The following is a 26,520-nucleotide window of genomic DNA, read 5'->3' on the forward strand; positions in this document are numbered from 1 at the left end:
GGGCCATGGGTTGATGGTCAGAGATGCGTCTTCGGGAGAGGGGTGCTCTCTCGTTCAATTTTTACCTGATGTACCTGTGGTCACTGACACGCGGCCCCGATCCGGCAATGATGCCGCCGCTACTCTGCAGCAACGGCTTGCCATTCCAAATCGAGTCAATACTTCTGAAAGGGGCACAGATGTTTCTCGGCGAAAAGCTTGATCAAGCGAACGGGCGACCGACAGGATTCGATTATATGCGATTACTGTTAGCCTTTTCAGTGCTTTGGATACATACGGCCCGCGTTACGTACGGCGATGACCTGTTTCTCTGGGAGTCACCCTTCCGCCCTGTTATCAAGTCAGTGCTGCCCATGTTCTTTGTCCTGAGCGGGTTCCTGGTGGCTGGCAGTCTTGAACGATCGAAGACATTGATCTCCTTCCTCGGTAACCGATTTATCCGGATCTACCCTGCTCTTGCGGTTGAGGTATTGCTGGCTGCCTTTATACTCGGAGCGATCTATACAGAGTATGACCTGCGTGACTATTTCACCGATCCTCAGTTCTTTACATATCTGATGAATGTCACAGGGCACATTCACTTCAATCTTCCCGGGGTATTCCTGGATAATCCTGATGCCGCGATGGTGAACGGGCAGCTCTGGACGGTGCCCTTCGAGCTTGAGTGCTATGCGGTGATCGCCGTCCTCTTTGTGCTCGGTGTCGTCAGGCGGCGGGTGATTGCCCTTATCGCAACGCCGGCCTTGATCATAAGCTTCGGTATCGCAAGATATTGGAAACATGAAAGTGATTGGGCGAATATGCCGACGACTGCGTCAGGCAATCTGCTCATTTGTGCTTTTCTTGTGGGGGTGACCTTCTACCTCTACAAGGACAAGGTTCGTTGGGATGTTAGAATTTTCCTCGCCTCGGTGGCATTCATACTATGGGCCTATTGGTTCACCTCCTTTGGGGACTTCGTTGCGATTCCGGCCATAGGCTATGTCACAATCTTCCTTGGCCTCACCTCGCCCCGCAAGCTTGGCGTCCTGCGTGGAGCCGACTACTCCTACGGCGTCTTCCTCTATGGCTATCCGATCCAACAGGCATTCGTAGCGCTCGGGCCTTGGGCGCATAACTGGTGGCTGAACGGCATTGTCTGCAGCATCATTGCCACTTGCTTTGCCGCCTTCTCGTGGAGATTCATCGAAAAGCCAGCGCTGAAATTGAGGAAGCAAGTCACCTGGCTGGAAAACTTCAGGCTCCAACGCGGCGCAAAACGGCAACTGGCCGGCGCAGTCTCGAAATAGGCTTGTCTGTCGATACCGGACCCAAGGCTGGCAATTCCATCGCTGGCGCTTAACCGACTACAAGGTCAGCAGGGCTCGCCATCGCCGCGAGCCCTGTTTCGTTGTTGCCTGACCCATCACCACTGATGAACACCCCCGTCCGTCATAGGGGCCGAGTTTTGCGTAGGCGGTTGCGCAACCCTGAGACCGTCAATGTCACATGCTTGCCGGGTAAGCGTGACCCCGACCGCGGCGAGCGCATATGCGCTGATCCTAGAGCCTTTCCTGGTCAGATTGCAGCATTCTGTTGGCTCAAACGGAGTCGGATGGTCGACCGGCCGGCGCGCGTCGTAGCTAGGCTCTACGGCCAAGCCGGCCGGTCGATCAGCCGGTCCGTTTCAGCCAACCCTCCCGCGGATTTGCCGGGCAAATCTGCAAGACTTTAGAATCGCCGGACGCACCTATTGCTTCGCATGGCGAAGCAGTGCGGCCGGTGGGCCGGGCATCTTTGCGCCAGGATCAAAGGCGATCGGCTTGAACGTACCAAGAGGTATGTCCTTCGCCAATCGTCTCTGCCCTGACGAAAACCTGCTCCGGCAGAATGCTGCAATCTGACCAGGAAAGGCTCTAGGCCTATGACTAAACTTATTTTTTCGGAAAAAATGTTCAGTTCGGCAAGAGAATGCCGTAACCGCATCCCCGGCTTCTGTATAAGCCTTCGATGCCTAAATCTTTCCTGCCGCTATATCCATGAATTTCTTGGTTTTTGACGATGGAGTGGCCATGGCGGATGAATAGTCGAATATTCTCCGGCGTAGCTCAGCCGAGTTATTGGGCGGGTGTTAGCAATATTTTAACCGTAATGGATAAAATACTTTGATCGGACTTCGTTCTGACTTTGGGTTTTGTCATGTCATTGAGGGCTGACGGTGGCTTGAAGGAGGTGTGAAGAGAGGAACGGAATAATGCTGAACAGCACGCTCATCGTGGTTGCCGTCTCCATCGCCGCCGGAGCGACCATTCGCGCTTGGGCCTTTGCAACCTTCGCATTTCTGGTGGTCGCGGCCTTGGGCGCCGTGACCCTGCTAAAAGGTTCCTCCTTGACGGAAGCGATCGTTTCTTGCCTCGAAGTGCTTGTGTTGATGGAGATATGCTATCTGGCGGGTCTATTCGCCTTCTCATTGTGGGGGCATATTCAAAAGCGCCGGAAAAAGAACTCCATCGCCGATCGCTCCCATGTCACAGGCAAGCGTCCTCATGGATGATGACTGAGGCGGCAGGATGCCCGGTGTTTGCGCTATGTCAGGATGTCTAAAGCGAGGCGCAATCTTTCAGATTTGTTCCTCACGCTTTAGATCTTTATTTCCAACGCATGTCGCTATCGCAAAACCGCTGCACGCTTTTGCGCGACATGCTTTAGGAGTCCACCCTGGGCAGTAGGGCCTGCCGGGACAGCAGGGCGGAGAGTGTTTTTGCCATGATCGCAAAATCCAGCGCGAGCGTCCATTTGGACAAATACTCGACGTCGAGGGAAACTCTATTCTGATAGCTGACGTCGTTGCGCCCGCTGGTCTGCCAAGGGCCAGTCAGGCCGGGGCGGACGGCCATGTAGGCGTAAGCATGTTCACCATAACGCGACAGCTCTTCTTTGGTAATGGCGCGAGGCCCGACGAGGCTCATTTGACCCAGCAACACGTTGATCAATTGCGGAAGCTTGTCGAGGCTCGATCGTCTCAAAATACCGCCGACGACAGTGACCTGCGCTTTGGCCGTTGCGTCGGCTCTTATCGTACGAAACTCGAGGCAACCAAACTCTTTTCCCTTATAACCGAGCCGACGATGGGAATTGAATACAAGTCCCCAATCACTTAGCGTTATGATGACTGCAACCGACAGAAGGAGCGGCGACAGAAGGAATAAGACACTTGCCGCAATGATGATGTCCAATGCACGCTTCAGAATTCTGCTGATCCTATGGGATTTTGACGAATTAAATGGACGCCTTTCCTGTCGAGCCCTGGCGAAATCCCGCCAAGGTTTGGTTGGGTTGACGCCCTGATTTTTTCCCGCCATCCGCGTCTCCGTTAGACAAACCCCAGAAATCACAGCCAAAGCTTGTTTTAATGCAAGTTTGAAGTCTGTGACCGAGGTCATAATCTTCAATAAATTCTTTATACTCTAAAGAAATTCTTTTGACTATTTAAAATATTACCTTTGTTATTGAAATATATAACGGAGGCGTCATTCAGATTTATTTTATATTCCTATATTGCTCTTATAGTTGTTAACTTATTCTACGGGTAAGCAATTGTCATAAATTGTATAAAAGCCGTCGCGCAGCTTCAAGGAGTTTCTTGTGATAGAATTCAATATGAATTTTATTATATATAAATGTGAGGAGCCGTCATAATTATGTATAGTTTAAACACTAGATTTTTATTTTATTACTGTTTGACTTTATATTTTAACGCATTACGAATGTCGCTCAAGACAGTAAATCAATTAGTCTGCGTGGAGTTGCGCGTATGGACGGGGCGATTAGCATCAGAGACGACAGGACTAGAGGAAGCGCGGCGCGAATAGGCGAAGCGGTTACTTGCGGGCCTGTTGGTATTGTTTACGGTGGCCGGGCCGATTTGGATCACGAGTTTCCGTTTTGCCGCTCAAGTATTCGAAAGTTTCGCCGCGGTGAGGTTATTGCCAGCGCCGGTGTCCTCATCGACATGTTCGCCCGCGTACAGCGCGGAATGGTGAGCGCAAGCACGCCGCTTGCCGATGGACGAGAGTTCATCGTCGAAATCATTCCTAAAGGTGGCTTGATCGGCGAATTGGAGGTGCTGCGCAAGCAGTCTCTCAGCCTGGAATATCGAGCCTCCTCGGACTGCGAACTGCATTACTTCGACGGTCGATTGCTGCGGGACTTGTGTGCGAACGATCCGCAATTTCAGGTGAAGATCCTGTCGAAGGCACTGGCGCGTGTTTCCGAACTCGAGCTGCGGATCATTTCCAACGCCGGATCGAGTCTAAGGCAGAGACTGGCCCGGACGCTGCTGCGTCTTTCTGCCTTGTACAGAATGGATGCGCAGAATAGCGGCGACGAGTTGATCATCTCCCAACATGACCTGGCCGCGACGCTGCCGGCGTCGCGTGAGAAGGTCAACCAATGCCTGCGGCGTTTGCGCGAGAGCAAAGTGGTCGACGGGACACAGGGCAAAATCCGCATTCTCAATCGGAAGGCGCTGGAGGCTTACGCTGAGGGTGTGACGTCCCTCGCTTGAGACGTCGCGGTGATAAAAACAAAAGAGCAGAAAGCCTCAACAGAACCCGCCACCGGCGGGTTCTGTGTTTGAATGGCTGTGGGTGTTGACAATCGGACGAAGCAGGGCTGAAAGACCAAATTGGCGTTTTACGTCCATATCTTAGTGACGTTTTGCCCAAACGGCCGCGCAATTTTGCGCGACATGCTCTAGATTTCGCTCTCGGAAGCATTCCTCCAGTATTTCCACCCTTCACCCTGTATGAGCCCGTGATCGGACAGGTCCTTCCAGCTTCTGTAGGTGCCCGTATCGTCATAGACGAAGTCATCCATGTCCTTGCCCGAGGAGTATACGGTGTATTCCTCCGTATGTTGGGACAGGTGTGCCGCGTCGGCAACCTTGTGCACGAAGGTCGACAGGAACTTGAAATGCAGAAGGGCGCCGGATACGCCGAGCGCTCCACGCATGTCGCCCAAATTCAGGGAGAGTGGCCAGACCTGGTGCGATGATTTGAGAAACAGACGTTCACCCTGGACATAGACGAGAGGTATCTTGTTAAGCGCGGGGCCTTCCCAGAGCCGGTCGTGGAAATAGACCCTCCCGCGAACGCCGCCCTTGATCCATATTGTCCCGTTGCGTTCGTCGAAATGCGCGACATATCCGGATCGGTCGAAGAGATTGCAGACCTCGAGCGGGTTGCGACCGGGTTCGCAGATGTTTTCAAGAACGGGATGCGGGCTGTACATGTCGATCATGACCGAGCGGAGGGAGTGGCCGCCCATGGAATCGATATAGGCGGTCAATTGATCAATCGGCCGGGTGTCGCAATGGGGATAGACCAGAAATTCATCTGCATCAACATACAGGACCCACTTCTCCCGGCAGTGCCGGTTGATGACTTCGTTGATCCAGTCGTTTCCGAATCTCGCCGCCTTGTAGGACCCATGAGCCGAAAGAAGAGAGACATCGTCGAAGCTGGACAGCAACTCAGCCGTGCCGTCGGTGGAGCCGTTATCGATGCAGATGAAGTGCTCGAAGCCGAGATTACGATAATACTGCAGGAAGAAGGCCAGCCGGTGCCCTTCGTCGCGGATGACGCAGATGACGACGTGGCGCGCCTGCTTGAGCCCGCTGCGCAGCAGGTCATAGCGAACCTGCCGAGCCTTGAGCGACCGGCGCAGGCGGGCTTTCACGTAATGCGAGATACTGGCGGCGGAAGCCCTATAACTCATATTCTGTCCTGAACATTATCCATTCCTGGAATGAATGGATGAATACTTGCGCTTCCGTCTGCAAATCCACGGCTCGACCGGCGACGCTGAGTTCAGTCACGCGGACATTCAGGTCGGACCAACCATACATCATCATACTGCGTAATCGCCAACCAGCAGGCTCTGGACCCGAGGATTGGATCCGTCTTTCTCAATTGCGTGTTCGATGCGTGCCCGTATCGACCTGTATTTATACAGCATCTTACGGTCGAAGCTTATTCCGCGATACAGCGAGTTGTAAATCGGATGTGCTTTGCGCAGGTCGACGTAGACCTGGCTTTCCTTATCGGTCCATGGAAAGAAGGTTCCGTGCCATGGCTTCGGATGCGCCATATAATGGACGATCGACAAGGAGGACATGTTCACCAGATGAAGGAACTGTTTGGGAAAGTTCCAGCGGTTCGATACGAGGATGAGCGCTGAACCGCAGACATAATTCAATGCGCCCTGATCATGTTTGCCCTCGCAGGCCTCGGGATTTTTAGCAAAAAGCTCAAGCGCCTCCTGCCCGATCCAGCCGTTGCGATGGAATTTCAGGACTCCCGCGTTGAAATAGTGGCTGCTGCTTCCAGTATCGAGGAAGTCATGGATCGCCGTATAATCTCGCGCCGCGAAAAACCGGCCCTCTGGCACCGTGGCGCTTTCGAACGCACCGAGATCGCTGACGATCTGGGTATCACCGTCGAGGTAGATGATCTGAGTATAATTGTCAGGCAGGATCTCGCAAAGGACCAGCTTGGCCATCGTGCTGACGCTGATGCGTCCCTGGAAATGCGAACTGTCGAGCTTGCCGAGCGAATCCTGCAGCGCTTCGGTCGCATCGATCAGTATGACACTGCTCCTTGCAAGCAAGGCCTTCAGCTCCCCGAAATTATCGAGATGTTCCGACAAGAGGACGCAGACATCGGTCGCGGGGCTTGCGAATTTGCGAGCCTGAAGCGCCGAGAGAATAGTCGGAAATGAATACTCGACATCCGTGACGTAGACGACGCACTGATTGTTCATGTCATCACCCTTCCGATTGTCCGCAATACAAATGAATCGGCATTGTCTTTCCAGTCGAGGGAACAGTTGTGAATTGCGCTGACGGGTCTGTCATATGAAGGCCCTGTTCGGTATATATAGCCGGCGTCCAGACCGGTGGGGCTGAATCGGTGTCTGGCTGCCGGCGGCTTTTGTGTGTTTCATTGTTGAGATATTCGCCATGAAGAGTGCCTTGCCTGACACAGGGCTGTGTTTCGACTTCTTGTTTCGCGGTACGACGATTGGTGCCGGGACCCTTGTCGGAATGCGGAGGGAAGGGGGATTGTCATGCTGATCACCGCGCTCGTGGCAACCGTGATTTCGATCGCTGCCGGGGCTGCCATCCGCGCCTGGGCTTTCGCAATTTTTGCATTCCTCGTGGCAATCGGCTTCGGCAGCGTGGCTTTTGCCGACGGGTCTTCGGTGACGGTGGGCGCGCTCTCCGGTATCGCCATCCTCGCGCTCATGGAAATCGGCTATCTGGCAGGCGCGTTCCTGTCGGGGCTTTTGCGGCGTAGTGCCAGGCTGCGGGAAAACAATTCCGTCGCAGATAGCGTCGCGACCACCACTGAGCGCCCGCAAGGCTAATGTTGGCATAGAACCTGCAGCATATCCTTGTGCGGATGACCTTGCCGGAGCGCATTCGTCCGACCGGCCGCTTTTACAGGCGATCCTTGAAAGACGCGGCGCGGCCAGCCGACGTCGACCCAGTGCCGACATGCCGATGGCTTGACGAGATCGCCATCCCGCGCGGTGGCTGAGCTTCACAGCGGGCCTCATCGTGTTGAAAACATCGGCGCTCTCGGCAGAGATGTCGATGTCTCCAGTGGGGTTCGGTTGGCAAGCGATCGGTTTGCGCGCCGTGGTGCGATATTGGTTGCCGCCAGGCAGCCGGCCGCCAGACCCGCCGTCGTGCTGAACAGCAAGCCGAGATCGGTACCGCTTCCCGATATCGCCGCCGAGGCGACCTGCGCGATGGATGCCATAACCGCAGCGTTTCCGATCGCGCGGATCTCCCGATCGCCTGACATATGCCGGCCGTTGGCTCTCACAAGGCTGTACAGGAAGGCGGCGAAGAGAAGAGTGCCGGTCAATCCGACATTGGAGAGCAATGCAGCGATGAAGCTCGAGGCTCGAACCGTGCCGAGCCCGGCGCCGAAGGTGGCTGTATCGACGAATGCGATCAATGCCAGCGTGTTCCAGGCAGTGCGCTCTTCGCCGGATTGCGATTGAAGCTTGTCCGACAAGGTGGTGTTCACCAGGCCGGCGATGGAATCCCACGCATCGGGGACAAGGCTTAGCGCGACGATCCCGCAGGGAATCAAGAATAGCGTGATCACCAGGAGTGTCACGTGCGGGGTCGTGGCCGGGCCGCTGATCAGTCGTTTCAAGCAATACAGCACGAACATGCAGACAACGAAGATGCCGGCGATATAGGCGGTTGTCGACGTGCAAAGGACGATCGTCGGGCCGATGAAAAGCGTTGCAAGTCCGGCCATACGGCTTTGGACGCGCTCCAGCCAAAGCATGAGCGTGAAGGAAAAATAGGCCAACGCGACCGCGCCATAAGTGCTTGCTTCCGGGAACGGACCGACGATGCGTTTGAAGCCACTGATCGTCTCGGCCGTATGCATCGTATAATTCGCATTTCTGATGACATCGAGCAGGTAGGACTGGTCGGTCAGAAACGTTCCGATATCGATCAACGCCAGGGCAAAACATGCGATCGAGGCCACGATCAACTGCAGTGCGATGAAGCGGGCATAGCCGAGCCTGGTAAGCCCCGAGACGACGGCAAAGCAGGCGAGGTCGCCGAGCAGATAGACGGACTGGCTGAGATTGGACGAACCCGGCGACAGGGGAGCGGCCACCGTCGACATCATTCCCGTGGCGTCTCGTGCAGAGGAGTAGACGAGGGTCGCCCCTGCAAAGATGCGGGGCAAAAAGAAAGACGATGCCACGGAAAACAGGATGTAGGCCGCAAACCAGAAACCGGGACCCGGATAGGCGACGCTGGCCAGCATGGCCTGTGTTTGAGCCGGGCGCAGCAGGGCGGCGGCCACGAGAAAAAGCACCAGAAGATGGCTCGGCTGGATGCTGCTGCCGCCGAGCGCGGGCAATTGGAGAGCCGCCGCGGCCCCCAGCAGCGTCGACAGGCAAAGGGTCGCAATCGCAAATCGCGCGCCGTTGACCATGCCGAGCAGGCCAAGCAGCAGAACGATGAAACCGATCGGTTCTATCGACATGCTTCAAATCCCGATCCGGACGGCGAGCGGCGGAGGCATCGGTTTTGCCGAAGACCGGCATCCGCCTTTCGGCGCGATGCTTGAGGCGCAAGCCGCCAGCTGTCGTCGATGGTCACAACCGCCCCCCTAATTCGATCCCGTCTGGGATATCCAGCCGGGAGCCGCCTGATTATCGCCTGCCACCTTCGACAGCGGGACGGTCGAGGTTTGCTGCTGCGGCGCGGACTGCAACCGCAGCGGAGGCGACGGCGTCTGAAGGTCCGTATCGATGCCGATTTCGACGACATCATGCGGCCGCAAGGTGGTCGTCTCGTCCGCCTCGATGTTGCGATAAGTCCCGTCTTCGTTGCGACGCACGATCCTGTAGTTCTTTTGCGCTCTGCCAAGACCCGGCGTTTCCGTATTCATCTGAGCGAGCTGCGCGCTGTAGCCAGCCTGCTCGCCCAGAAGCTGGGCCACCTGGATGTCGATCGCCGCCCTGCCGATCGCGAGATTGACCTGGTTCAGCAGCTCCTGGTTTTCACTGTTCTGCCGATTGACGATATTGATCTTCGAACGATCGGCTTCGCTGAGCCCCTGGCGAGCCGTGGTCAGAGCGACTTCGAGATCGATCAGGGTGCCTTGTGCATCCGCGACCCCGCGGTCGACAGAGACCTGACGGGAATTGCTGACCAGGCCCTTGCTCACCAGGCTATTGACATTATCCAGTTCCTTTTGCGCGAGGTCGATCTGCCGCTTCTGCGAATTGATCTTGGCCTCGAGCGACTGCACCTGCTGGCCGTAGAGACGGGTGAGGTCGCTCGCCGCATCGATCTGGCTTTCGATATCGACACGTCGCAGCCGCATCAGGTTCAATTCCTGCGCCTTCAGCTTGTCTACATCGGGCGTTCCGGCGAGCTCGGCAGGGATCTCGAAACTCTGTTCGCCGGCGATCTCGGCACGCAACCGCGCCTGACGCATCAGAAGATCGCGCCGGTTGAGAATGGCCGTTCGATAGGCTCCGGCCGCCTGGATCCGGTCGCGCTCGAAGACGGTATTCTCCTCGCGCTCCCGAAGGAAGCCGCCGGCGATGCTGACGGCCTTCATGACCGTCATATCGGCTTCAAAAGCATAACGCCCGGGGGTCTGCACTGTCCCGGTTACGAAGATCGGCGCATGCTGGGCAATTTCCACGGCGATGAACGGCTTTCCCGGCAGTTCCGCCTTTTCGGAGAGCGCAGTGGCGATCGCATCGGAAACCTGTTCCGTCGTCTTGCCAATCGCCTGCACCTGTCCGGCGATCGGGATCGCCAGATTGCCGGCATCATCGACTGTATATGTCCCGCCGAGTGCTTCCCAGCTGGCATACCGGGAATCCGAAGATCGCCATTCGACGACGCGCAGTCTCACCTGATCTTCCGGCACGAGGGTATAGTTTTCCGCATGGGCGACGCTCCAGCCGGTCACGCAGGAAAATACCAGCAAGGCAAGAGCGGCGGAGATGAGGCGATCGGACAAGGATGTGCGCTGCATTGTCTGCTATCTCCGTTTCGTTGCGATCGACGGCGAAGGCATCTCGCGCGGCGAGGGATTGCCGAATTCGAGAATGCGGGACGGAGAGGCGCGGCCGACAAGAAGATCGGACAGCGCCAGCAAATTGCCGTTCAAACGTCCCCAGCGGTCGATCAAGCGATCATTGAACAATAGGCCCCGCGTATTCGCCAGGATGTTACGGCCGATCTGCGCAACGGCACGGCCCTTCGACATCGTGCCCTTCCGGATCAGGTAGACAGGATTGGCAACCTGCGAATAGCCGAGTCTTCGGCCGGGCTGGCGCCCGGATCTGACGCCGAGATGCACCCCGCGGGCGCCTTCGACGCGTACGGACCTGCCGTAGCGGGCGATGGACCGGCTGAAATCGACATCCTCGAGCCAGCCGTAGAGCGGCAGTTGTTCATCAAAGGCCAGTGCGTGCTCGAGAATGGGTGAAAGGCGAACCGCCATGTTGCATCCGTAGGCGTTATAGACTTCCGTCACCTGCTCGGCTCCTTCGGCCGCAGTTTCAAGAACCAGCAGGGCGTTTGACATGCTGAGGCCGCCGTCGAGGATGCCATCGGCCAGAACTTCACCGGTGGCGATTGCCACGTCGGGGTTTGCCGCAAAGACAGCCGCCATCCGCGACAGGAAGGTCGCGGCGGGAATGAAGTCGTCATCCAGGAAGATCAGAACATCCGTATCGGCGGCCGCCGCCTGGATGATCCTGTTGCGCTGAGAGGTCAGGCCGCGGCTGCCGACGATGACTTCAACATCGAGGCGCTCGGCGAGCCCGGCGGCGTCGTCGATCGTGGGCACGCAGACGATCAGCCGCTCGGGCTGGTCCGGCAGGGTGGTGAGATAATCGATCGTCTCCCGCAGTATCGAGGGGCGGCCTGCCGAGGCGATCCCCACGGCCATTCGCAACGGGCGGTTCGCGCGCTCAGCCATGGCTTCAGCGCGGCAAGGAACAGGCGCCGGCCCGATCCGGCCGTCCTGCCTGGTTGCTTCTGCCGAAGGCGAGGTCATGAGTGCATTCTTTCCGGTGCATGGTTGATGACTGCGCCGAGGATCTCCGCGCCGACATTGCGCAGGGTGTCGATGACGCGCAGGGTGTCGTCGATCGAGGTGCGTCCGTGCGAGGTGACGACGAGGACACCGTCCAGCTCCGGCGCGATCGCATTGGCATCCGGCGAAGCAGAGAATGCGGAAATGTCGATGAATATGGCGTCGAACTCCTTTTTCAGGTCGGCGAAGCTCAACTGCGTGCGGCGGGAACTCAGGCGAATGGCCGGCGTCACTGCTTCGACCTTGCCGAGGGGGAGGAATTTCAGTGTCGAAGTGAGGGGCAATGCCGCCGTCTGGATCAGTTCGCCATTGTCGAGAACATCGACGAGGCCTGTGGAACTATGGGGCGCGATCGATTTGCTGAGTGACGACTTCTGCGCAGCCGCATCGATCAGCAGCGTGTGAGCCCCTGATATCGACGACAGTACTGCAAGTTCACATGCTATGGTCGAGGCTCCGCTGCCCGGATCGACGGCGACGATTCCAATGACGACCCGGCGTTTGCGTCGAAGACCGACGACCGTCGCGCTCAGTTCCGCCATGCCCGGAATAACAGGATAGGCGGCTGTGCTGCTGCTGCCGGTACCGGCGGGGAGGAAACGCGCAGGGAGATGGGTCTTCCTCGATGTCGCCAGCAAAGTGACAAAGGGCAGCCCACTGGCTTCAGCGATCTGATGAGGGCGGATGATCCGGCGATCGCCGACGTGCCTTATCATGGCGAGTGCCAAGCCGACGCCAAGACCGACCGCCGCCGCAAAGGCGATGATGAGCGTGCTGCGCGGTCTGGCTTTCGAGAGAGGCAGCGTGGCCCGCGAGACGATCGTGGCATCGGACACCGGGTAGGTGATGCGCTGCCGAGCTTCCGTCAGCTGGTTCAAGGTATTTTCATAGAGGCTGCGGCGGGCATCCGTTGCGCTCTGCAGCTCCGCAAGCTTGAACTGATCGCGCGGGTTGCTCGTGAAGCTGGCCAGGGCGCTGGCAGCCTCGGCCAGTCCACGCTGCTGCTCGCTTACGAATCTTTCCAGCCATTCGCTATATTGCCGGGAAGCATTGGCCTTCATGGCGATATTCTTCTGGATATATTGCCTGGCGAGCATATCGGCGATGGCGACGGCCCTCTGAGGGGTCGACGCAGCCGCCGAGATCTCGATGATCGTCGAACTCCCGACCCGGCGTATTCCTATCATGTTCAGCAGCGTGGCGATCGCCCGATCCTGGATCCGCTCGTCCTCCGCGTGCGGTTGTGCTTCACGCGGCCCTGTGCCTGCCGCTTCCTGCGATTCCGTATCCGGTTCAGAAGAAATCCCCATCAACCAGTTCTTTGCCCTATCCTGCAGCGAAGGCGTCTGATCGACAAAGTCAGGATCGGTATCGAGACCAAGTGCCCTCACCGTTCCGCCGACGACATCGCTGGATCTGGCAATCTCCAGCTGTCCCTCTATGAACGCGTCTTCCGCGAAAGCCCTCTGTGCTTCAGAGCCGCTCACCTGTGGGACAATCACAAGTTGCGTGCTGGCAACGAAAGTCGGCTCGGCGGTCAGCACGTAGGTCCCGGCCATTGCGAGGAAGGCAAAAGTTGTCGCCAGAACCCACAGCCAGCGCATTCTGAGAAAGAAAAGCATATCCCGCAAGGTCAGCGGGGAGTTCCCGCCGGGAGCTGCGGCAGCCAGAGGTATCGGCGAAACGCCGCTGAAGATCGTGCTGGAGGTCATATCGTCCTAATCCAAAATGGCGAGATCACGTAGTAACCAGGTAGTGGCAGCTTGGAGGGGACGGAGGGAGTAGCATATCTTCCGATTTCGGGCATGCTCGGCAGCTCTCCCCTTGCATGCTCAGTACGAGCCACGTTGCGAAAACAGAGCGGGAATGGTCTTGGCAATGATGACGAAGTCCCGGCCGAGCGACCAGTTGTCGAGATAGTGAACGTCGAGGGAAACCCGGTACTCGTAACTGACATCGTTGCGCCCGCTGGTCTGCCAGTGACCGGTCAGGCCCGGGCGCACCGCCATGTAGGCCCATACATGCTCGCCGTAGCGCGGCAATTCCTCGGCGGTGATCGGCCGGGGGCCGACAAGGCTCATTTCGCCACGCACGATATTGATCAGTTGGGGAAGCTCGTCGATGCTCGACCGCCGCAGAATCTCGCCGACTGCCGTGATCCTCGGATCGTCCTTCAGCTTGCGTGTCGCTTCCCATTCGCTTCGCGCAAGCGGGTTGTTTTGCAGCAATTCGGCAAGCTGAGCACTCGCATCGGTCTTCATCGTGCGAAACTTGAGGCATCCGAACGGTGCTCCGCCGACGCCGATGCGCGTATGGGAATAGAAGACCGGGCCGCGGTCGCTTATCTTCACGATCACCGCGACGATCAACAGAAGCGGGGAAAGCAGGATCAGTGCAATGATCGCGATGAGAAGGTCTATCGCGCGCTTCGACGATCTGCCTGCCGCACGAGGCCGGGACGAATGGAGATCGCCGCCTTTCGCGGACCGTCCGACACGCGACCAGGCCTCGAAACTATGTGCTTCCCATGTCATCAGTGGTCTCCAAAATATTCCGATTAAGAACCATTCAAAGTTTGCTGCGCCGCACTCTTGTTGTCTGTTACCAAGGTCATAATCCTTAATAAATTCTTTATGCTACTAAACGGCATTCGAGAATTCCGACTAGTCCTCGATGGCCTCTTTTCATTGCAAATGCCAATCTAACCTACTTCGAGGTGATAATACGCAGGTATTCATTTATATTTTTGATATCCACATATCTATTATTGCTTATTTTTAACTCATGAAGACTTTTTAATAAGCACCTGTCTTCAATCGTACAATCTATCTTCGGTTCCGTCGAGATTTTGATTTCGATTGCTGATGTATTTTTGTTTTCAACTAAATGTAGACTTGATCTTTACGCTATCTCTCTGGGATGTTATTTGACACCCATATTAAGACAATATAGATGATGCAGTGCAGCATTTCCTATGGTTATTCGAGTACTCGGAGTTATGCTCATGGATGGGGCGACACACGCATCAGCTCGCAGGGCCGGCATCGGCAAGACGGCGATATCGGCTAACGGCAGCATTCATCTCAACAGCCGCATCGTCATCGACGACGAATTTCTTTCCTGCCGGTCGAGCGTCCGGCGTTTCCGGCGCGGCGAGGTCATCGCCGGGGCCGGCGTCCTCGTCGATACCTTCGCTCGTGTGCATTCGGGGGTGGTCAGCGCCAGCACGATGCTGCCCGACGGCAGGGAATTCATCGTCGAGATCATTCCGAAATCCGGCCTCATCGGCGAGCTCGAGGTTCTGCGCAGGCAGACGTTGAGTCTCGAATACCGAGCCGGTTCCAACTGCGAACTGCATTTCTTCGAAGGCCGGCTGCTGCGCGACATGTACGCCAGCGATCCCTGCTTTCGCGAAAAGGTCTTCTCCAGGGCGCTGGCGCGTATTTCAGAGCTCGAACTCCGGATCATTGCAAATGCGGCGTCGAGCCTGCAATCGAGGCTGGCCAGCACGCTGCTGCGGCTCTCCGCTGTTTACGGAAAAGATGCGGCAAACAGCGGGGACGAACTGATCATCTCGCAAAATGACCTGGCCGCAACGCTGCCGGCGTCTCGCGAGAAGGTCAATCAATGCCTGCGGCGCCTGCGGGAAAGCAAGATCATCGACGGGGGGCAGGGCAAGATCCGCATTCTCAACCGCAAGGCGTTGGAGGCCTGTGCCAACGGCGCGGTTTCGGTGAAGTGATGCGCCCATCGCTTCTCGGGGTTCTCCGATCTGCCACAAGCGTGGGCCGCTTTCCCGGCCCCGGCACGACAAAGATCGATCGCGTGGTCATCATCGACGACTATTCGGTGGCCAGAGGCGGTGCGACGGCGCTGGCGGTGCTGTCCGCCAAGCTTTTTCGGGGGCTCGACATCCCCGTGACCTATATTTGCGGGGATGACGCCGCCAATGCGGAGCTTGTCGCCCTCGGAATCTCAATGGTCGGGCTGAACAGCCGCGACCTGCTCAGCGCCGAGCGTGCGAAGGCTTTCGTGACCGGCATTCACAATGGCGCCGCCGTTCGTATGGTCGCGAACTGGATTGCTGCAAAGGACACTGCCAATACCGTCTACCATGTCCATGGCTGGCACCAGATCCTGTCTCCCGCGATTTTCAAGGCGCTGGTACCGGTCGCCAGACGATGCGTGGTTCACGCGCATGATTTCTTCACGGCCTGCCCCAACGGCGCCTTCTTCGACTATCAGGCGCAGGAAATCTGCCTTCGACGCCCGCTCGGCGGAAGCTGCATTGCGACGGCCTGCGACAAGAGAAGTTATTCGCACAAATTGTGGCGGGTTGCCCGTGGCTCCAATATCCTCCGGCTGCTGAAGGATCAGGCCGATTTCGGCCGGATCATCCTGCTGCACGAGAAGATGGCCGGCTTTCTCGTCGGCGCCGGATATCGGCCCGAACGGCTGACGACGATCCGCAATCCCGTCGCTCCGCTATCCATCAAACGCATCGAGGCGGAGGCCAATGAGGAGTTCGTCTTCATCGGGCGGTTGGATGAGGAGAAGGGCATTGAGGACGCCGTGGCCGCCACGCGCAAAGCCGGCGTCAAGCTCTGCGTGATCGGGGACGGGCCGCTGATGCCGCTGGTCGCAGCTTCGGGAGATCACGTCAGGGCCGTGGGCTGGCAGTCGCATGCGGAGATCGGCCCGACCATCCGCAAGGCGCGCGCCCTGTTGATGCCGTCGCGCTATCCCGAGCCTTTCGGCCTCGTCGCTATCGAAGCGGCCAGGAGCGGTCTGCCCGTCATCATGTCGCGTAGCGCCTTTCTCGCCGAAGAAATGCAAAGAGCCGGCATGGCGCTTGCCTGCGATACGGCTGACGAAAGCGCCTTTGCCGATACTTTGACGAGATTTAGCCAAATGCCGGGGCATGAGATCCGCGCCATGAGCGAGCGGGCTTTCCGGCTGTCGCCGGATCTCGCCTCGACACACGAGGAATGGCGCGACGCGCTTCTTGCCGAATACCAAAGCCTGATTTCGACGAATGCGGTTCCCGAGCTGACAGACGGTGTGGCGATACAAGGAGTATTGAGTTGACTCTTAAAGCAACTACCTCTCTTCCCGACGCGAGAGCATTTCTCGGCGATGCGCCGGTGATGGCGAAAAGACGTGTCACGGAGGCCGGAGGCGCGAGCGATACCAAGCAGCTTCGTGTCGCCATCGTGCATTATTGGCTGGTCTCGATGCGCGGCGGCGAGAAAGTCGTCGAAGAGCTGTGCCGCATGTTTCCGCAGGCCGACATCTTCACCCTCGTCTGCAACCGGGATCGCATCAGCGATTTTCTGAAGACGCGGAACATCCGCACGTCCTTCCTGCAGAAGATCCCCGGTGCGCAACGGCATTATACCAAGATGCTACCGCTGATGCCCTTCGCGCTCGAGCAGTTCGATCTGCAGGAGTACGATCTCGTGCTGTCGAGCGAATCCGGACCCGCCAAGGGCATCATCACGCGCGCCGACGCGCTGCATGTCTGCTACTGCCACTCGCCGATGCGCTACATCTGGGATCAGTTCCATGTCTACCGTCATGGCCTGCCCTGGGTGGGTCGCGCCTTGATGTCGATCACTGCGCCCATGCTGCGCGCCTGGGACGTGACGACGTCCTCGCGGGTCGATGTGTTCGTCGCCAATTCCGATTATGTCGCAAGCCGCATCCGCCGCTTCTACGATCGGGAATCCATCGTTATCCATCCGCCCGTTGCGACTGACGATTTTGCGGTGGGGAAGGGAAAAGGCGAATTCTATCTCTATGCGGGACAGCTGACCACTTACAAGCGGCCGGATATTGCCGTTCGCGCCTGCACCGAGGCCGGGCGGAAGCTGGTCGTGATCGGCGAGGGAGAGCAATTGGCTTATCTGAAGTCGATCGCCGGACCGACCGTTGAGTTTCTCGGCCATCAGCCCTTCAACGTTCTGCGCGACCACCTGTCGCGATGCCGCGCCCTGTTGTTTCCGGGCACGGAGGATTTCGGCATCCTGCCGGTGGAAGCCATGGCGTCAGGGCGGCCGGTCCTGGCTTTCGACGCCGGCGGCGCCAGAGAAACCGTTTCCTCGCCGCAGGTCGGGTTTCGCTTCGGGCAGCAGACCACGGAAGCTCTGTTGGAAACGATGGCGGCGTTCGAAGAGGTGGAGGACGATATCGATCCGCATGCAATCCGTGCGCACTCGCTGAAATTTTCTTCCGCCGTGTTCCGCGACCGTCTGTCCGGTCTCATCGAGCAACAACTGTCCACCCATGGCGACCGATCCGCCGACGTCTTCAGAAGACGGCCGGGCTGATGGGAAGGCCGGAGCTGCCTGTCTTGCCGCTGCGACCGAAACCGCCTCAATCCGCCGACGAGGAATAGAAGATAGATCATGTCAAGCGTATCTCAGAGGACGGCGACGGCGGGTATCTGGACCATCAGCGGAAAATTCCTGGCGCGACTGCTCGATTTCGTCAGCCTCCTGATCCTCGCAAGGCTTTTGAGCCCAGCGGATTTCGGCCTGGTCGCCATCGCGACCTCGGTTCTGGTCATCGTCGAGACAATCCTGGACCTGCCGCTGACGCAGGCCCTGATGCGCCAGCCGTCGCCTTCGGACGATATGTTTGCCACGGCCCTTACCCTCAGCCTGCTTCGAGGCGTGGCCATCAGCACGCTGATGATGATCATCTCCTGGCCGATGGCTTTGATCTATGACGATTCCCGGCTTTTCTCTCTTGTCGCCGTGCTCTCCATCGCGCCTGCCATGCGCAGTGTGATCAGCCCGCGCATGGTTCTCTTCATGCAGCGGTTCGATTTCAAACGCGAGTTCGCACTCGATCTCATCACCAAGGGGTCGACACTGCTATTCGGTGTCGGGGTGGCGTTCGCGACCGGCAGCTATTGGGGACTGGCGATCGGCGCGGTTGCAGGCCCGACCGCTGCGGCGATCACCTCCTATGTCTTTGCGCCGATGCGACCGAGGTTCAGCCTTTCCGAGTGGAAGCACTTTCAGGACATGATCAGCTGGAACACCGTCTCGCAGGTGCTGAGTTCGATCAACTGGCAACTGGACCGGCTGCTTTTGCCGCGCTTTACCGGCTTGTCGACGTTCGGCGCCTTCAGCGTCGCCGACAATATCGCCGGTATTCCATACCAGACCTTCGTCGGGCCATTGTTGCGTCCGCTGATGGCGGCATTTTCGACCGTCGATGACCGTCGTAATCTGATCGCTGCCTATCTGAAGGCGACGAACGCGATCACCTTCGTGGCAGCGCCCATCCTCATCGCGCTCGCCCTGCTTGCCGAGCCGGCCGTGCGGATCATCGTCGGCGAGAAATGGGCATCTGCGGCGCCGATTCTGCAATGGCTGTGCATCGTCAGTTTGCTCGGTCTTCCCACGAACATGATGCCGCCATTGGCTATGGTCCTGAACAAAACCCGCTATCTCGCTCTCCGGATGTTTGCCGAGTTCGCTGTCAGGGTTCCGGTCACCATCCTGGGCATTGCCTATTTTCAGGTGGCAGGAGCACTGGGCGCGCGGATCGTGGCGGTGCTTGTCGCCTATGCCGCATCGCTCATCATCACGCGACGGCTGATCGGCGCGACGTTTGCCGCTCAGTTGCACGCCTTTTTACGGCCTCTGGCGGCAAGCTTGCCGATGATCGCTTTCCTGCTGTGGATCGAGCCGATGCTCTCCGCCATGCCTGCCGGCCTCAACCTTATCGTCAGCCTGGCGCTTTGCGGCGCAGCGGCAGTAGCGATTTTCTGGGCCTTCGCATTGCTGCTCTGGCAGATTCTGGGAAGGCCCGACGGCATCGAGACCATTGTCGTCCAAAGGCTCATGCCGCGACGAAACGGGGTTCTCACCTTTTGATCGAGACAAGTGTAGTCCAACGATTGGTTTGGCGTTTTCGGAGGAGCAGAATGCGTTACGGGATATCTTCTAAGGCTCTGGGTTTGCTCATCGTTCTCGGTCTGGGGGCGTTGCCCGGCCAGCCCAGCGTGGCTCAGCAACCACTCAATATCAATGCGTATCAGCTAACGTTCGAGGAGAGTTTCGACAGTCTCGACGTCTCGGCCTGGGGAGAGAGAAGCTCCCGCTGGATCGCCCATACGCCCTGGAACGGCGATTTCGGTGACGCCCGTTTCACTGATCCAGCCCCCGGCTTTCCGTTTACCACCGATCAGGGAATTCTGAAGATCGAAGCGCGCAAGGAGGCCGATGGAACCTGGCGCTCGGGCCTGTTGTCGTCGGTGAACCCGAAAGGCGAAGGATTCTCGCAGCAATTCGGTTATTTCGAAGCCCGGATGAAGCTGCCGCCGGGTAAGGGCGTCTGGCCAGCCTTCTGGCTCATCGGGCTCGACCGGTCGAAATACACCTCCGAGATCGACGTGCTGGAATATTATGGGCGCGCGCCCTACGAATTCAGCATGGGCTTCCATATCTGGCGTCAGAGCCAGGGCGGCCAGAACAGCACCGGTGGCCATTGGCAAACCGTCCAGGACGGAATTCTGAACAGCGAATATCACACCTACGGCGTCGATATCCAAGCTGACAAGACGAGCTTTTATCTCGACCGTCAGTTCATCTGGAGCTTCGACACGCCGAAGGAGTTCCACATGCCGTTCTATCCGCTGGTGAACCTGGCACTCGGCTCGGGTTGGCCGATCGATGAAACGCCGAATCCTTCCATTCTGCTTGTCGACTATATTCACGTCTACCAGCGCAAGCCCACCGACGCGGCAAATTGAAAAGCCGGGGATAGCCGTTCCGTCGCTAACGGCCGCAGCTGAGGCCGGTTTGCGGGTCGAAGAGATGCATTGCTTCCTCGTCGAAAAAGAGGGTGAGCTTTTCGTTGTCGCGGATTGGCGTGCGTGGCGGCAGGCAGGCCATCAGGCGCTGATTTCCGGCAAGGGCGGTGACGACGAGTTCCGGGCCGGTCAGTTCTGCCACCTCAAGGATTGCCTCGATCGATGGGCCGGCGCCGTCTGTGCGAAGCGCCTCGGGACGAATGCCGAGGATAAGTTCGCGGCCATTGCCGGCCGTCTCGCGGAAGCGGGCGGGCAGGGGCAGGCTGGCATCGGAGCCTGAAAGCGCCAGGCGGCCGTCACGCACCGTTGCCTTCAGCAGGTTCATCGGCGGCGCGCCGACGAAGGTCGCGACATAGAGCGTTGCCGGATGGTTGTAGATCTCCTCCGGCGTGCCCAGCTGCTCGATGCGGCCGTCGCGCATGACGGCGATGCGGCTTGCAAGCGTCATTGCCTCGATCTGGTCATGGGTGACATAGACGACCGTGGTCTTCAGCATCTGATGCAGCCGCTTGATCTCGGTGCGCATCTCCATGCGCAGCTTGGCGTCAAGGTTGGAGAGCGGCTCGTCGAAGAGGAATACCTCAGGCTTGCGCACCAGCGCACGGCCGATCGCGACGCGCTGGCGCTGGCCGCCGGAAAGCTGGCTCGGCTTGCGGTCGAGGAGGTTTTCGATCTGCAGGAGCCTTGCGGCATCGCGCACGGCATTGTCGCGCTCCGGCGCCGGCACCTTGCGCATTTCCAGGCCGAAGCCGATGTTCCGGTGCACCGTCAGATTGGGATAGAGCGCGTAGGATTGAAAGACCATGGCGATATCGCGGTCCTTCGGATGCACGCTGAGCACCGAGCGGCCGCCGATCCTGACATCGCCGCTCGTTGCCTCGGCAAGGCCGGCGATGATGTTCAGCAGGGTGGACTTGCCGCAGCCGGAGGAGCCGAGCAGCACCAGGAACTCGCCGCTTTCCAACGAGATGTCGATACCTTTCAGCGTGTCGACATCGCCATAGGTCTTGCGGATGTTCTGAATTTCGAGCGCGCTCATCGCACAGGCTCCTCGGGAGATGACGGGCCGCCATAGTTGCGGGGAAGGGTGGATATGGCGCGCGAGGCGACTGCGGTTCCCGCCTGCAGGCAAGAAATCAGCGGCTCATCGCTTGCGAGCGCGGCGAGAAAGGCGGCGTTGAAGACATCGCCGGCGCCGATCGTATCGACGACCTCGACAACGGGTGCAGCCACCGAAACCAGCAGGCCGTCCGGCCCGATCGCGAGAGCGCCGTCCGGGCCGCGCTTGACGACGATGATCGCACCCTCCGGCATATGCGACCTGATGTGACGGGCCGCCTCGACCGGATCGGCAATGTCGGCAAGTGTCGTCGATTCGACCTCGTTCAGAAGCGCGATACCGCTGCGAGAGAGCCATGCGCGTGTCGCTGCGCAATTCTCGTCTGTCCAGCCGTCGAGCGGCCAGCCGGTATCGAGCGCGACGGTGATGCCATGGCTGTCGGCCCAGTCGAAGAACGCGTCATAATCCGCTGTCAGGTCATCGGTCAGGAACGAGCCGCAGAGAAGGGCGTAGCCGCCCTGCAGCCTAGCGCCGTCGATGACCGCGAAGACATCTGCCAAGCTGAAGCCCGGCAGGTGGCCTTTTGTCGTGAAGAAGGTGCGCTCGCCGTCCGGATGGGTGATGCCGACGGAGAGCGTCGTTTTCTCAGGACGTACCGGCCACTTGTCGGAACGGTGGCCGAAGGCTTCGCTCAGCCAGCGGCCGAACTGGTCACTGCCGATATTGGCGGCGATCTCGAATTCGACACCAAGCGCTTGCCAGGCGAGCGCGCTGTTGCCGGCGGCTCCGCCGACCCGTAACTCGTCATGATCGACGATGATTTCCGTCCCGGCCTTTGGCCAGGGGGCGGCCGGTCCAAGGATTAGGTCGATGTTGACGTTGCCGATGACTGCAAGCGGCCGCATTCATTCGCTCCGGGTGATCTTGGTGGAGCGGACCGGCGTTCCGGCATTCTCCACGCGGGCGTCGGCAAAGGCGATCATCAGCCGCTGGGCGACCGGCAGCATGGCGAAGATCGCAGCAAGACCGGTTGCAGGGGCAAAGCGGATCGTCACCGCGCCGGCGACCGACGCTTCGCCCGAGGCGTCGAAAAGGATGACTGGGGCGCCGGTCTCGACAGCGGATGTCGCCATTGCAGTCACCAGGCCGGCCGTCTCGTCGAAGCCGCGGAACAGCACGACGCCAATCTCCGGCCCCAGCATCTCCATCGGTCCGTGGCGCAGTTGGCCGCCTTCGAGCGAGAAGCAGGGACGGCGCGACAGTTCCGTCAATCCGAGCGCCAGCGCCTCGGCGATACCCTGCAGCCGGCGGCCTGACGTGACGATGGTCGCGACATTTTCGAGCGCGGTGAGCGCGGCGGTGATGTCATGGTCTTCCGGCGCCTTGAGGGCGGCAATCGCGGCATTTGGATCTTCGCCGAGGGCGGCGAGGATTGCCAGATGCAGGGCGAAGGTCACCGTCAGGCTCCGGGTCGCGGCGAAGGCAAGCTCGGTGCCGCCGGCGCCAATGAGTGACGGGGCGGTTCTTGCGAGGAAGGAGTTGCCTTCGAGCGTCAGGCCGAAGGTCTCCTCGGTGCCGCCGGTTTCGTTAAACCATCGCAGAACCTCGGCGCTTTCGCCGGATTGCGAGGTGACGAAGATCGTCCTGCCAGCGATCGGCAACGGCTGGCCGAGCTGCTCGGACAGCGGCAAGGCGAGGGCATCGATGCCGCATGCACGATAGAGCGGCTCGACGGCGCGGTTGACGGCATGCGAACCGCCCATGCCGATGAGCAGCAGCCTGCCGGTCTTCTTCAGCGAGGTGGCGGCCTTCGCCGCCATCGGCTGGGCCGCTTCATAGGAAGCGATCGCATCGGCATGTTGGCGGGCCATTTCGCGATCGATCGCGGCAAGCCCGGCCGGCCGGGTTCTTTCTGCTGTCATGTTCATCCCTTGACGCCGCCGCTGGTGAGCCCCGAAATCAGGGCGCGTTGCATGACGAGGCCGATCAGCACCGGGGGCAGGGCGGCGAGCACGCCTGCCGTCGCGATCAGTCCATAATCGGAAACGCGGCCGCCGGCGAGATCGGCGATGGCGACGGTCAGCGTTTTGGCGCGCTGGTCCGAGGTGAAGAGCAGCGCATAGAAGAATTCATCCCAGGCAAGCAGGAAGGCAAAGAGGCTTGACGTGGCCATCACGGGGGCGGCGAGCGGCAGCGTGATGATCCGCAGCGTCTGGAACAGGCCGGCGCCGTCGATCATCGCGGCAGATTCGATCTCGCGCGGGATGGAATCGAAACCCGATTTCATCAGCCAGGTGGTAAAGGGCGCGAGAATTGTCAGATAGACGAGGGCGAGGCCGAAGACGTTGTTCAGCATGCCGAGATGGGAGAGGCCCATATAGAGCGGCACGGCGAGCGCGACCGGCGGCAACATGTAGGTGGCGATCACCATCGACAGCGACCAGCCGACCGAAGGTGTGCGCGACACAGCCCAGCCGGCCGGAATGGCGAGCGCGATGGCGGCGATCGTCGCCATGCCCGCCACTTCGATGCTGTTGCGCAGCGACGAGGTGAAGGCGGCGCCGGCGCTGTTTTCGATCGTCGAAAGCAGTACGCCGTAACGAGAGAAATCCACCGTCTGCGGCCACCAGCGCAGCGGCTTTGCGGCAAGGTCGGCGGCCGGCGAGATGCTCATGATGAACAGCCACAGGATCGGCGCCAGGATGACGGCGGCAAGCAGCAGCGCGCAGAGATGAATGAAAACAGAAAAGAGTGGGCTCTGGCGTTCCATCAGGCCGCACTCCCGGCGGTCTTGCGCACCAGAGCGGCGTAGCCGGCAGCAAGCAGCGTCACCAGCAGCGTGACGATCAATGCCAGTGATGCCCCCGAGCCTGCCCGCTGGAAGGAGAAGGCTTCCTGGTAGACCAGGATCGACAGCGTGCGCGTGCTGTTGGCCGGGCCACCGCGGGTCATGACCCAGATGATATCGAAGACCTTGAAGGCTTCGATCGTGCGCAGCACCAGGGCCACCATCAGCGGGCCGACGAGATAGGGCAGGATGACGAAGCGGAAGCGGGCGAAAGCGCCGGCGCCGTCGACCAGCGAGGCGGCGGTGATGTCGCGCGGCACGGCCTGGAGTGCGGCCAGTGCGATCAGCGCCACCAGCGGAAAATTCTTCCAGCAGTCGGCGACGATGAGGGCCGCCAGCGCCGTGCCCGGTTCTCCGAGCCAGGAGCGGTAGGCCTCCAGCAGGCCGAGTTGGGTCAGCGCGGCGTTCAGTGCGCCGTATTCCGGATTGTAGATCAACCGCCAGAGCGTGGCGTTGACGACGGTCGGCAGTGCCCAGGGCAGGATCATCAGGGCGCGAAGCGCGGTGCGGCCGCGAAACTGCTGGTTCAGCAGCAGAGCTGCCAGAACGCCGATCACCATTTCGGCGGCGACCGAGACGATCGCGAACCATGCGGTGGTGATCAGGGTGCGCTGGAAATTCGAGCCTGAGATCATCTTCGCGTAATTGTCGATGCCGACGAAGTTTCCTTCCGTGCCGACGAGCTTGGCGTCGGTGAAGGAGAGGCCGACGGTATCGATCAGAGGCCAGCCGATGACTGATATCATGACCACGAGAAGCGGCAGCATCAAAAGCCACGCGCGGGTTGTCAGCCAAGTGCCCGACATCAAGGCGACCCTTCTTCATTCACAGGTTATCGAGATCGAACCGGGCGACGGTGGGCGCCGCCCGGGGTTTCGTGCTTTGCTCAGAGGCCGCTATTGTCGGCGGCTGACTTCAGCGCATCCTCGGGAGAGGACTGGCCGAGCAGCGATTCCTGGATCGCCTGCTGCAGCGCGGTCGAGAGCTCCTGATATTTCGGCGTCGTCGGACGCGGATACATGGCCGCAAGGCCGATCTTGGCGGCGGAGATCAGCTCTTCCTGGCCCTTGGTGACCGCCGGGTCCTCATAGGAGGACGCCCAGATCGGCAGGCTCAGCTTGGCATAGGCATTCTGCGTCGCCTGCGACGTCATGAAGGTGATGTATTTCCAGGCCTCATCCGGATGCTTGCTGGCCGAGGTGATGCCGAGGCCCATCGAGCCGTTGACGGCCGAAGCCTCGCTCTTGCCGGCAACACCCGGCGCCGGCACGACGCCGACCTTGCCTGCGACCTTGCTGTCTTTCGGATCGTTGGCCATGTTGTACATGTAGGTCCAGTTCAGCGCGAAGGCGGCATCGCCGTTTTCGAAGACCTTGCGGACGTCTTCTTCCAGGAATTCCTTGGAATTCGGATTGGTGAGGCCCGAGGAATAGCTGGAGACCATGTATTTCAACGCATCGAGGCCGCCGCCGGTCTGGAAGGCCGGCTTGCCGTCCTTCAGGAAATCGCCGCCAAAGGCGCTGACGAGCGTGGTGTAGTCGCAGATCGCGGCTTCGGCTTGCGACCAGCTCCAGGCGATCGGCGTGGCGAGCAGGCCCTTGTCCTTGATCGTCTTTGCCTGTTCGGTCAGTTCGTCCCAGGTCTTGGGCGGGGTCTTGATGCCGGCCTTTTCGAGGATTTCCTTGTTGTAGAACAGGTATTTGGTGTCGAGGATCCACGGCATGCCGTAATATTTGCTATCATATTGCACTGTGGTCCAGGCGCCCGGCAGCACGCCTTTCTTCATCTCGTCGGTGACGCGCGAGGAGACGTCGACCAGCACCTTGTTGGTGGCGTATTCGGCCGGCCAGATGACGTCGAAGAGGACGACGTCGTAGCCGCCGCCGGAACCTTGCGCCAGCACCGTCTTGTCGTGCAGGCCTTCATAGGGAACGAATTCGAGATTGACCTTGATGTCGGGGTTCGCCTTGGCGAAGGCGTCGGTCATGGCGCGCACATCGGCCTCGCTATAGGCGGCCTGCGCCATGAAAAGCGCGTTCAGCGTGGTTTCGGCGAAAGCGTGCGGCGCAAGGGATGCGCCGATCAAGGCCGCACCCAGAAGCGTCTTGTTAAAGGATTTCAGCATTGCAGCCTCCAGTTT

23 protein-coding genes are annotated in these 26,520 nt (G+C 59.3%); 9 read left to right on the top strand and 14 right to left on the bottom strand.

All coding sequences use genetic code 11. The features are described from left to right. Positions 1 to 68: 68 nt before the first annotated feature. Positions 69 to 1,289: an acyltransferase family protein gene (locus BS629_RS15100; RefSeq protein ID WP_026188512.1), complete on the top strand. Its 1,221-nt coding sequence runs from the start codon at positions 69 to 71 to the stop codon at positions 1,287 to 1,289. A gap of 944 nt (positions 1,290 to 2,233) precedes the next feature. Next, positions 2,234 to 2,533 carry a hypothetical protein gene (locus BS629_RS15110; protein WP_018243373.1) on the top strand — a complete coding sequence of 100 codons (300 nt, stop codon included), beginning with the start codon at positions 2,234 to 2,236 and terminating at the stop codon, positions 2,531 to 2,533. A gap of 151 nt (positions 2,534 to 2,684) precedes the next feature. Here the strand turns inward: BS629_RS15110 and BS629_RS15115 are convergent, their stop codons facing one another. Beyond that, complete coding sequence (locus tag BS629_RS15115; RefSeq protein ID WP_018243372.1) at positions 2,685 to 3,341, bottom strand: sugar transferase; 657 nt, start codon at positions 3,339 to 3,341, stop codon at positions 2,685 to 2,687. A 452-nt stretch (positions 3,342 to 3,793) separates the two neighbouring features. Here BS629_RS15115 and BS629_RS15120 point away from each other — a divergent pair, with 452 nt between their 5' ends. Further along, positions 3,794 to 4,546, top strand: a complete 753-nt coding sequence (locus BS629_RS15120; protein WP_018243371.1) for a Crp/Fnr family transcriptional regulator — start codon at positions 3,794 to 3,796, stop codon at positions 4,544 to 4,546. 188 nt (positions 4,547 to 4,734) lie between these two features. On the opposite strand, the gene BS629_RS15125 is transcribed toward BS629_RS15120, so the two are convergent. Together BS629_RS15125 and BS629_RS15130 are read right to left on the bottom strand one after the other, a co-directional pair. After that, the gene (locus tag BS629_RS15125; protein WP_018243370.1) at positions 4,735 to 5,757 is read right to left on the bottom strand and encodes a glycosyltransferase family 2 protein; all 1,023 of its coding nucleotides are present in this window, start codon (positions 5,755 to 5,757) and stop codon (positions 4,735 to 4,737) included. Between the two features lie 132 nt (positions 5,758 to 5,889). Beyond that, entirely contained in the window at positions 5,890 to 6,801 is a 912-nt protein-coding gene (locus tag BS629_RS15130; protein WP_018243369.1) for a glycosyltransferase family 8 protein, read from the bottom strand. A gap of 306 nt (positions 6,802 to 7,107) precedes the next feature. Here BS629_RS15130 and BS629_RS15140 point away from each other — a divergent pair, with 306 nt between their 5' ends. After that, positions 7,108 to 7,407, top strand: a complete 300-nt coding sequence (locus BS629_RS15140; RefSeq protein ID WP_026188511.1) for a hypothetical protein — start codon at positions 7,108 to 7,110, stop codon at positions 7,405 to 7,407. A gap of 188 nt (positions 7,408 to 7,595) precedes the next feature. On the opposite strand, the gene BS629_RS15145 is transcribed toward BS629_RS15140, so the two are convergent. The 5 genes from BS629_RS15145 to BS629_RS15165 all read right to left on the bottom strand — a co-directional run bounded on the left by BS629_RS15145 (position 7,596) and on the right by BS629_RS15165 (position 14,179). Then, positions 7,596 to 9,065, bottom strand: coding sequence for a hypothetical protein (locus BS629_RS15145; protein ID WP_018243367.1), 1,470 nt, complete (start codon positions 9,063 to 9,065; stop codon positions 7,596 to 7,598). A gap of 126 nt (positions 9,066 to 9,191) precedes the next feature. Then, the gene (locus tag BS629_RS15150) at positions 9,192 to 10,577 is read right to left on the bottom strand and encodes a polysaccharide biosynthesis/export family protein (RefSeq protein WP_018243365.1); all 1,386 of its coding nucleotides are present in this window, start codon (positions 10,575 to 10,577) and stop codon (positions 9,192 to 9,194) included. A gap of 6 nt (positions 10,578 to 10,583) precedes the next feature. Then, on the bottom strand, positions 10,584 to 11,606 hold the full coding sequence (locus BS629_RS15155; protein WP_018243364.1) for a glycosyltransferase family 2 protein: 1,023 nt from the start codon (positions 11,604 to 11,606) through the stop codon (positions 10,584 to 10,586). Continuing rightward, positions 11,603 to 13,357, bottom strand: coding sequence for a GumC family protein (locus BS629_RS15160; protein ID WP_018243363.1), 1,755 nt, complete (start codon positions 13,355 to 13,357; stop codon positions 11,603 to 11,605). Before BS629_RS15160 ends, BS629_RS15155 begins: the two co-directional genes overlap by 4 nt. A gap of 120 nt (positions 13,358 to 13,477) precedes the next feature. After that, positions 13,478 to 14,179 (bottom strand): sugar transferase, encoded by a 702-nt coding sequence (locus BS629_RS15165; protein WP_018243362.1) that lies wholly within the window; start codon positions 14,177 to 14,179, stop codon positions 13,478 to 13,480. A gap of 470 nt (positions 14,180 to 14,649) precedes the next feature. Here BS629_RS15165 and BS629_RS15170 point away from each other — a divergent pair, with 470 nt between their 5' ends. The 5 genes from BS629_RS15170 to BS629_RS15190 all read left to right on the top strand — a co-directional run bounded on the left by BS629_RS15170 (position 14,650) and on the right by BS629_RS15190 (position 20,412). Beyond that, positions 14,650 to 15,387 (top strand): Crp/Fnr family transcriptional regulator, encoded by a 738-nt coding sequence (locus BS629_RS15170; RefSeq protein ID WP_018446931.1) that lies wholly within the window; start codon positions 14,650 to 14,652, stop codon positions 15,385 to 15,387. Beyond that, positions 15,384 to 16,733: a glycosyltransferase family 4 protein gene (locus tag BS629_RS15175; protein WP_184328244.1), complete on the top strand. Its 1,350-nt coding sequence runs from the start codon at positions 15,384 to 15,386 to the stop codon at positions 16,731 to 16,733. The genes BS629_RS15170 and BS629_RS15175 overlap by 4 nt, the downstream gene beginning before the upstream one ends. Further along, on the top strand, positions 16,730 to 17,974 hold the full coding sequence (locus tag BS629_RS15180) for a glycosyltransferase family 4 protein (RefSeq protein ID WP_018243359.1): 1,245 nt from the start codon (positions 16,730 to 16,732) through the stop codon (positions 17,972 to 17,974). The genes BS629_RS15175 and BS629_RS15180 overlap by 4 nt, the downstream gene beginning before the upstream one ends. Positions 17,975 to 18,052: 78 nt before the next feature. Continuing rightward, positions 18,053 to 19,534, top strand: coding sequence for a lipopolysaccharide biosynthesis protein (locus BS629_RS15185; protein ID WP_018517020.1), 1,482 nt, complete (start codon positions 18,053 to 18,055; stop codon positions 19,532 to 19,534). A 50-nt stretch (positions 19,535 to 19,584) separates the two neighbouring features. Next, positions 19,585 to 20,412, top strand: a complete 828-nt coding sequence (locus BS629_RS15190; RefSeq protein ID WP_026188509.1) for a glycoside hydrolase family 16 protein — start codon at positions 19,585 to 19,587, stop codon at positions 20,410 to 20,412. A gap of 25 nt (positions 20,413 to 20,437) precedes the next feature. On the opposite strand, the gene BS629_RS15195 is transcribed toward BS629_RS15190, so the two are convergent. The 6 genes from BS629_RS15195 to BS629_RS15220 all read right to left on the bottom strand — a co-directional run bounded on the left by BS629_RS15195 (position 20,438) and on the right by BS629_RS15220 (position 26,505). Then, positions 20,438 to 21,511, bottom strand: a complete 1,074-nt coding sequence (locus BS629_RS15195) for an ABC transporter ATP-binding protein (RefSeq protein WP_018243356.1) — start codon at positions 21,509 to 21,511, stop codon at positions 20,438 to 20,440. Continuing rightward, positions 21,508 to 22,437 (bottom strand): PfkB family carbohydrate kinase, encoded by a 930-nt coding sequence (locus tag BS629_RS15200; RefSeq protein ID WP_018243355.1) that lies wholly within the window; start codon positions 22,435 to 22,437, stop codon positions 21,508 to 21,510. Before BS629_RS15200 ends, BS629_RS15195 begins: the two co-directional genes overlap by 4 nt. After that, complete coding sequence (locus BS629_RS15205) at positions 22,438 to 23,460, bottom strand: SIS domain-containing protein (protein WP_018243354.1); 1,023 nt, start codon at positions 23,458 to 23,460, stop codon at positions 22,438 to 22,440. It abuts the gene before it with no gap. Beyond that, positions 23,457 to 24,302, bottom strand: a complete 846-nt coding sequence (locus BS629_RS15210; RefSeq protein ID WP_012758755.1) for a carbohydrate ABC transporter permease — start codon at positions 24,300 to 24,302, stop codon at positions 23,457 to 23,459. The genes BS629_RS15205 and BS629_RS15210 overlap by 4 nt, the downstream gene beginning before the upstream one ends. Further along, positions 24,302 to 25,186, bottom strand: coding sequence for a carbohydrate ABC transporter permease (locus BS629_RS15215; RefSeq protein WP_018243353.1), 885 nt, complete (start codon positions 25,184 to 25,186; stop codon positions 24,302 to 24,304). Before BS629_RS15215 ends, BS629_RS15210 begins: the two co-directional genes overlap by 1 nt. 80 nt (positions 25,187 to 25,266) lie before the next feature. Further along, the gene (locus BS629_RS15220; protein WP_018243352.1) at positions 25,267 to 26,505 is read right to left on the bottom strand and encodes an extracellular solute-binding protein; all 1,239 of its coding nucleotides are present in this window, start codon (positions 26,503 to 26,505) and stop codon (positions 25,267 to 25,269) included. Between the last annotated feature and the right edge of the window lie 15 nt (positions 26,506 to 26,520).

This window comes from Rhizobium leguminosarum bv. viciae USDA 2370, from assembly GCF_002008365.1.
GTDB classification, from domain to species: domain Bacteria; phylum Pseudomonadota; class Alphaproteobacteria; order Rhizobiales; family Rhizobiaceae; genus Rhizobium; species Rhizobium leguminosarum.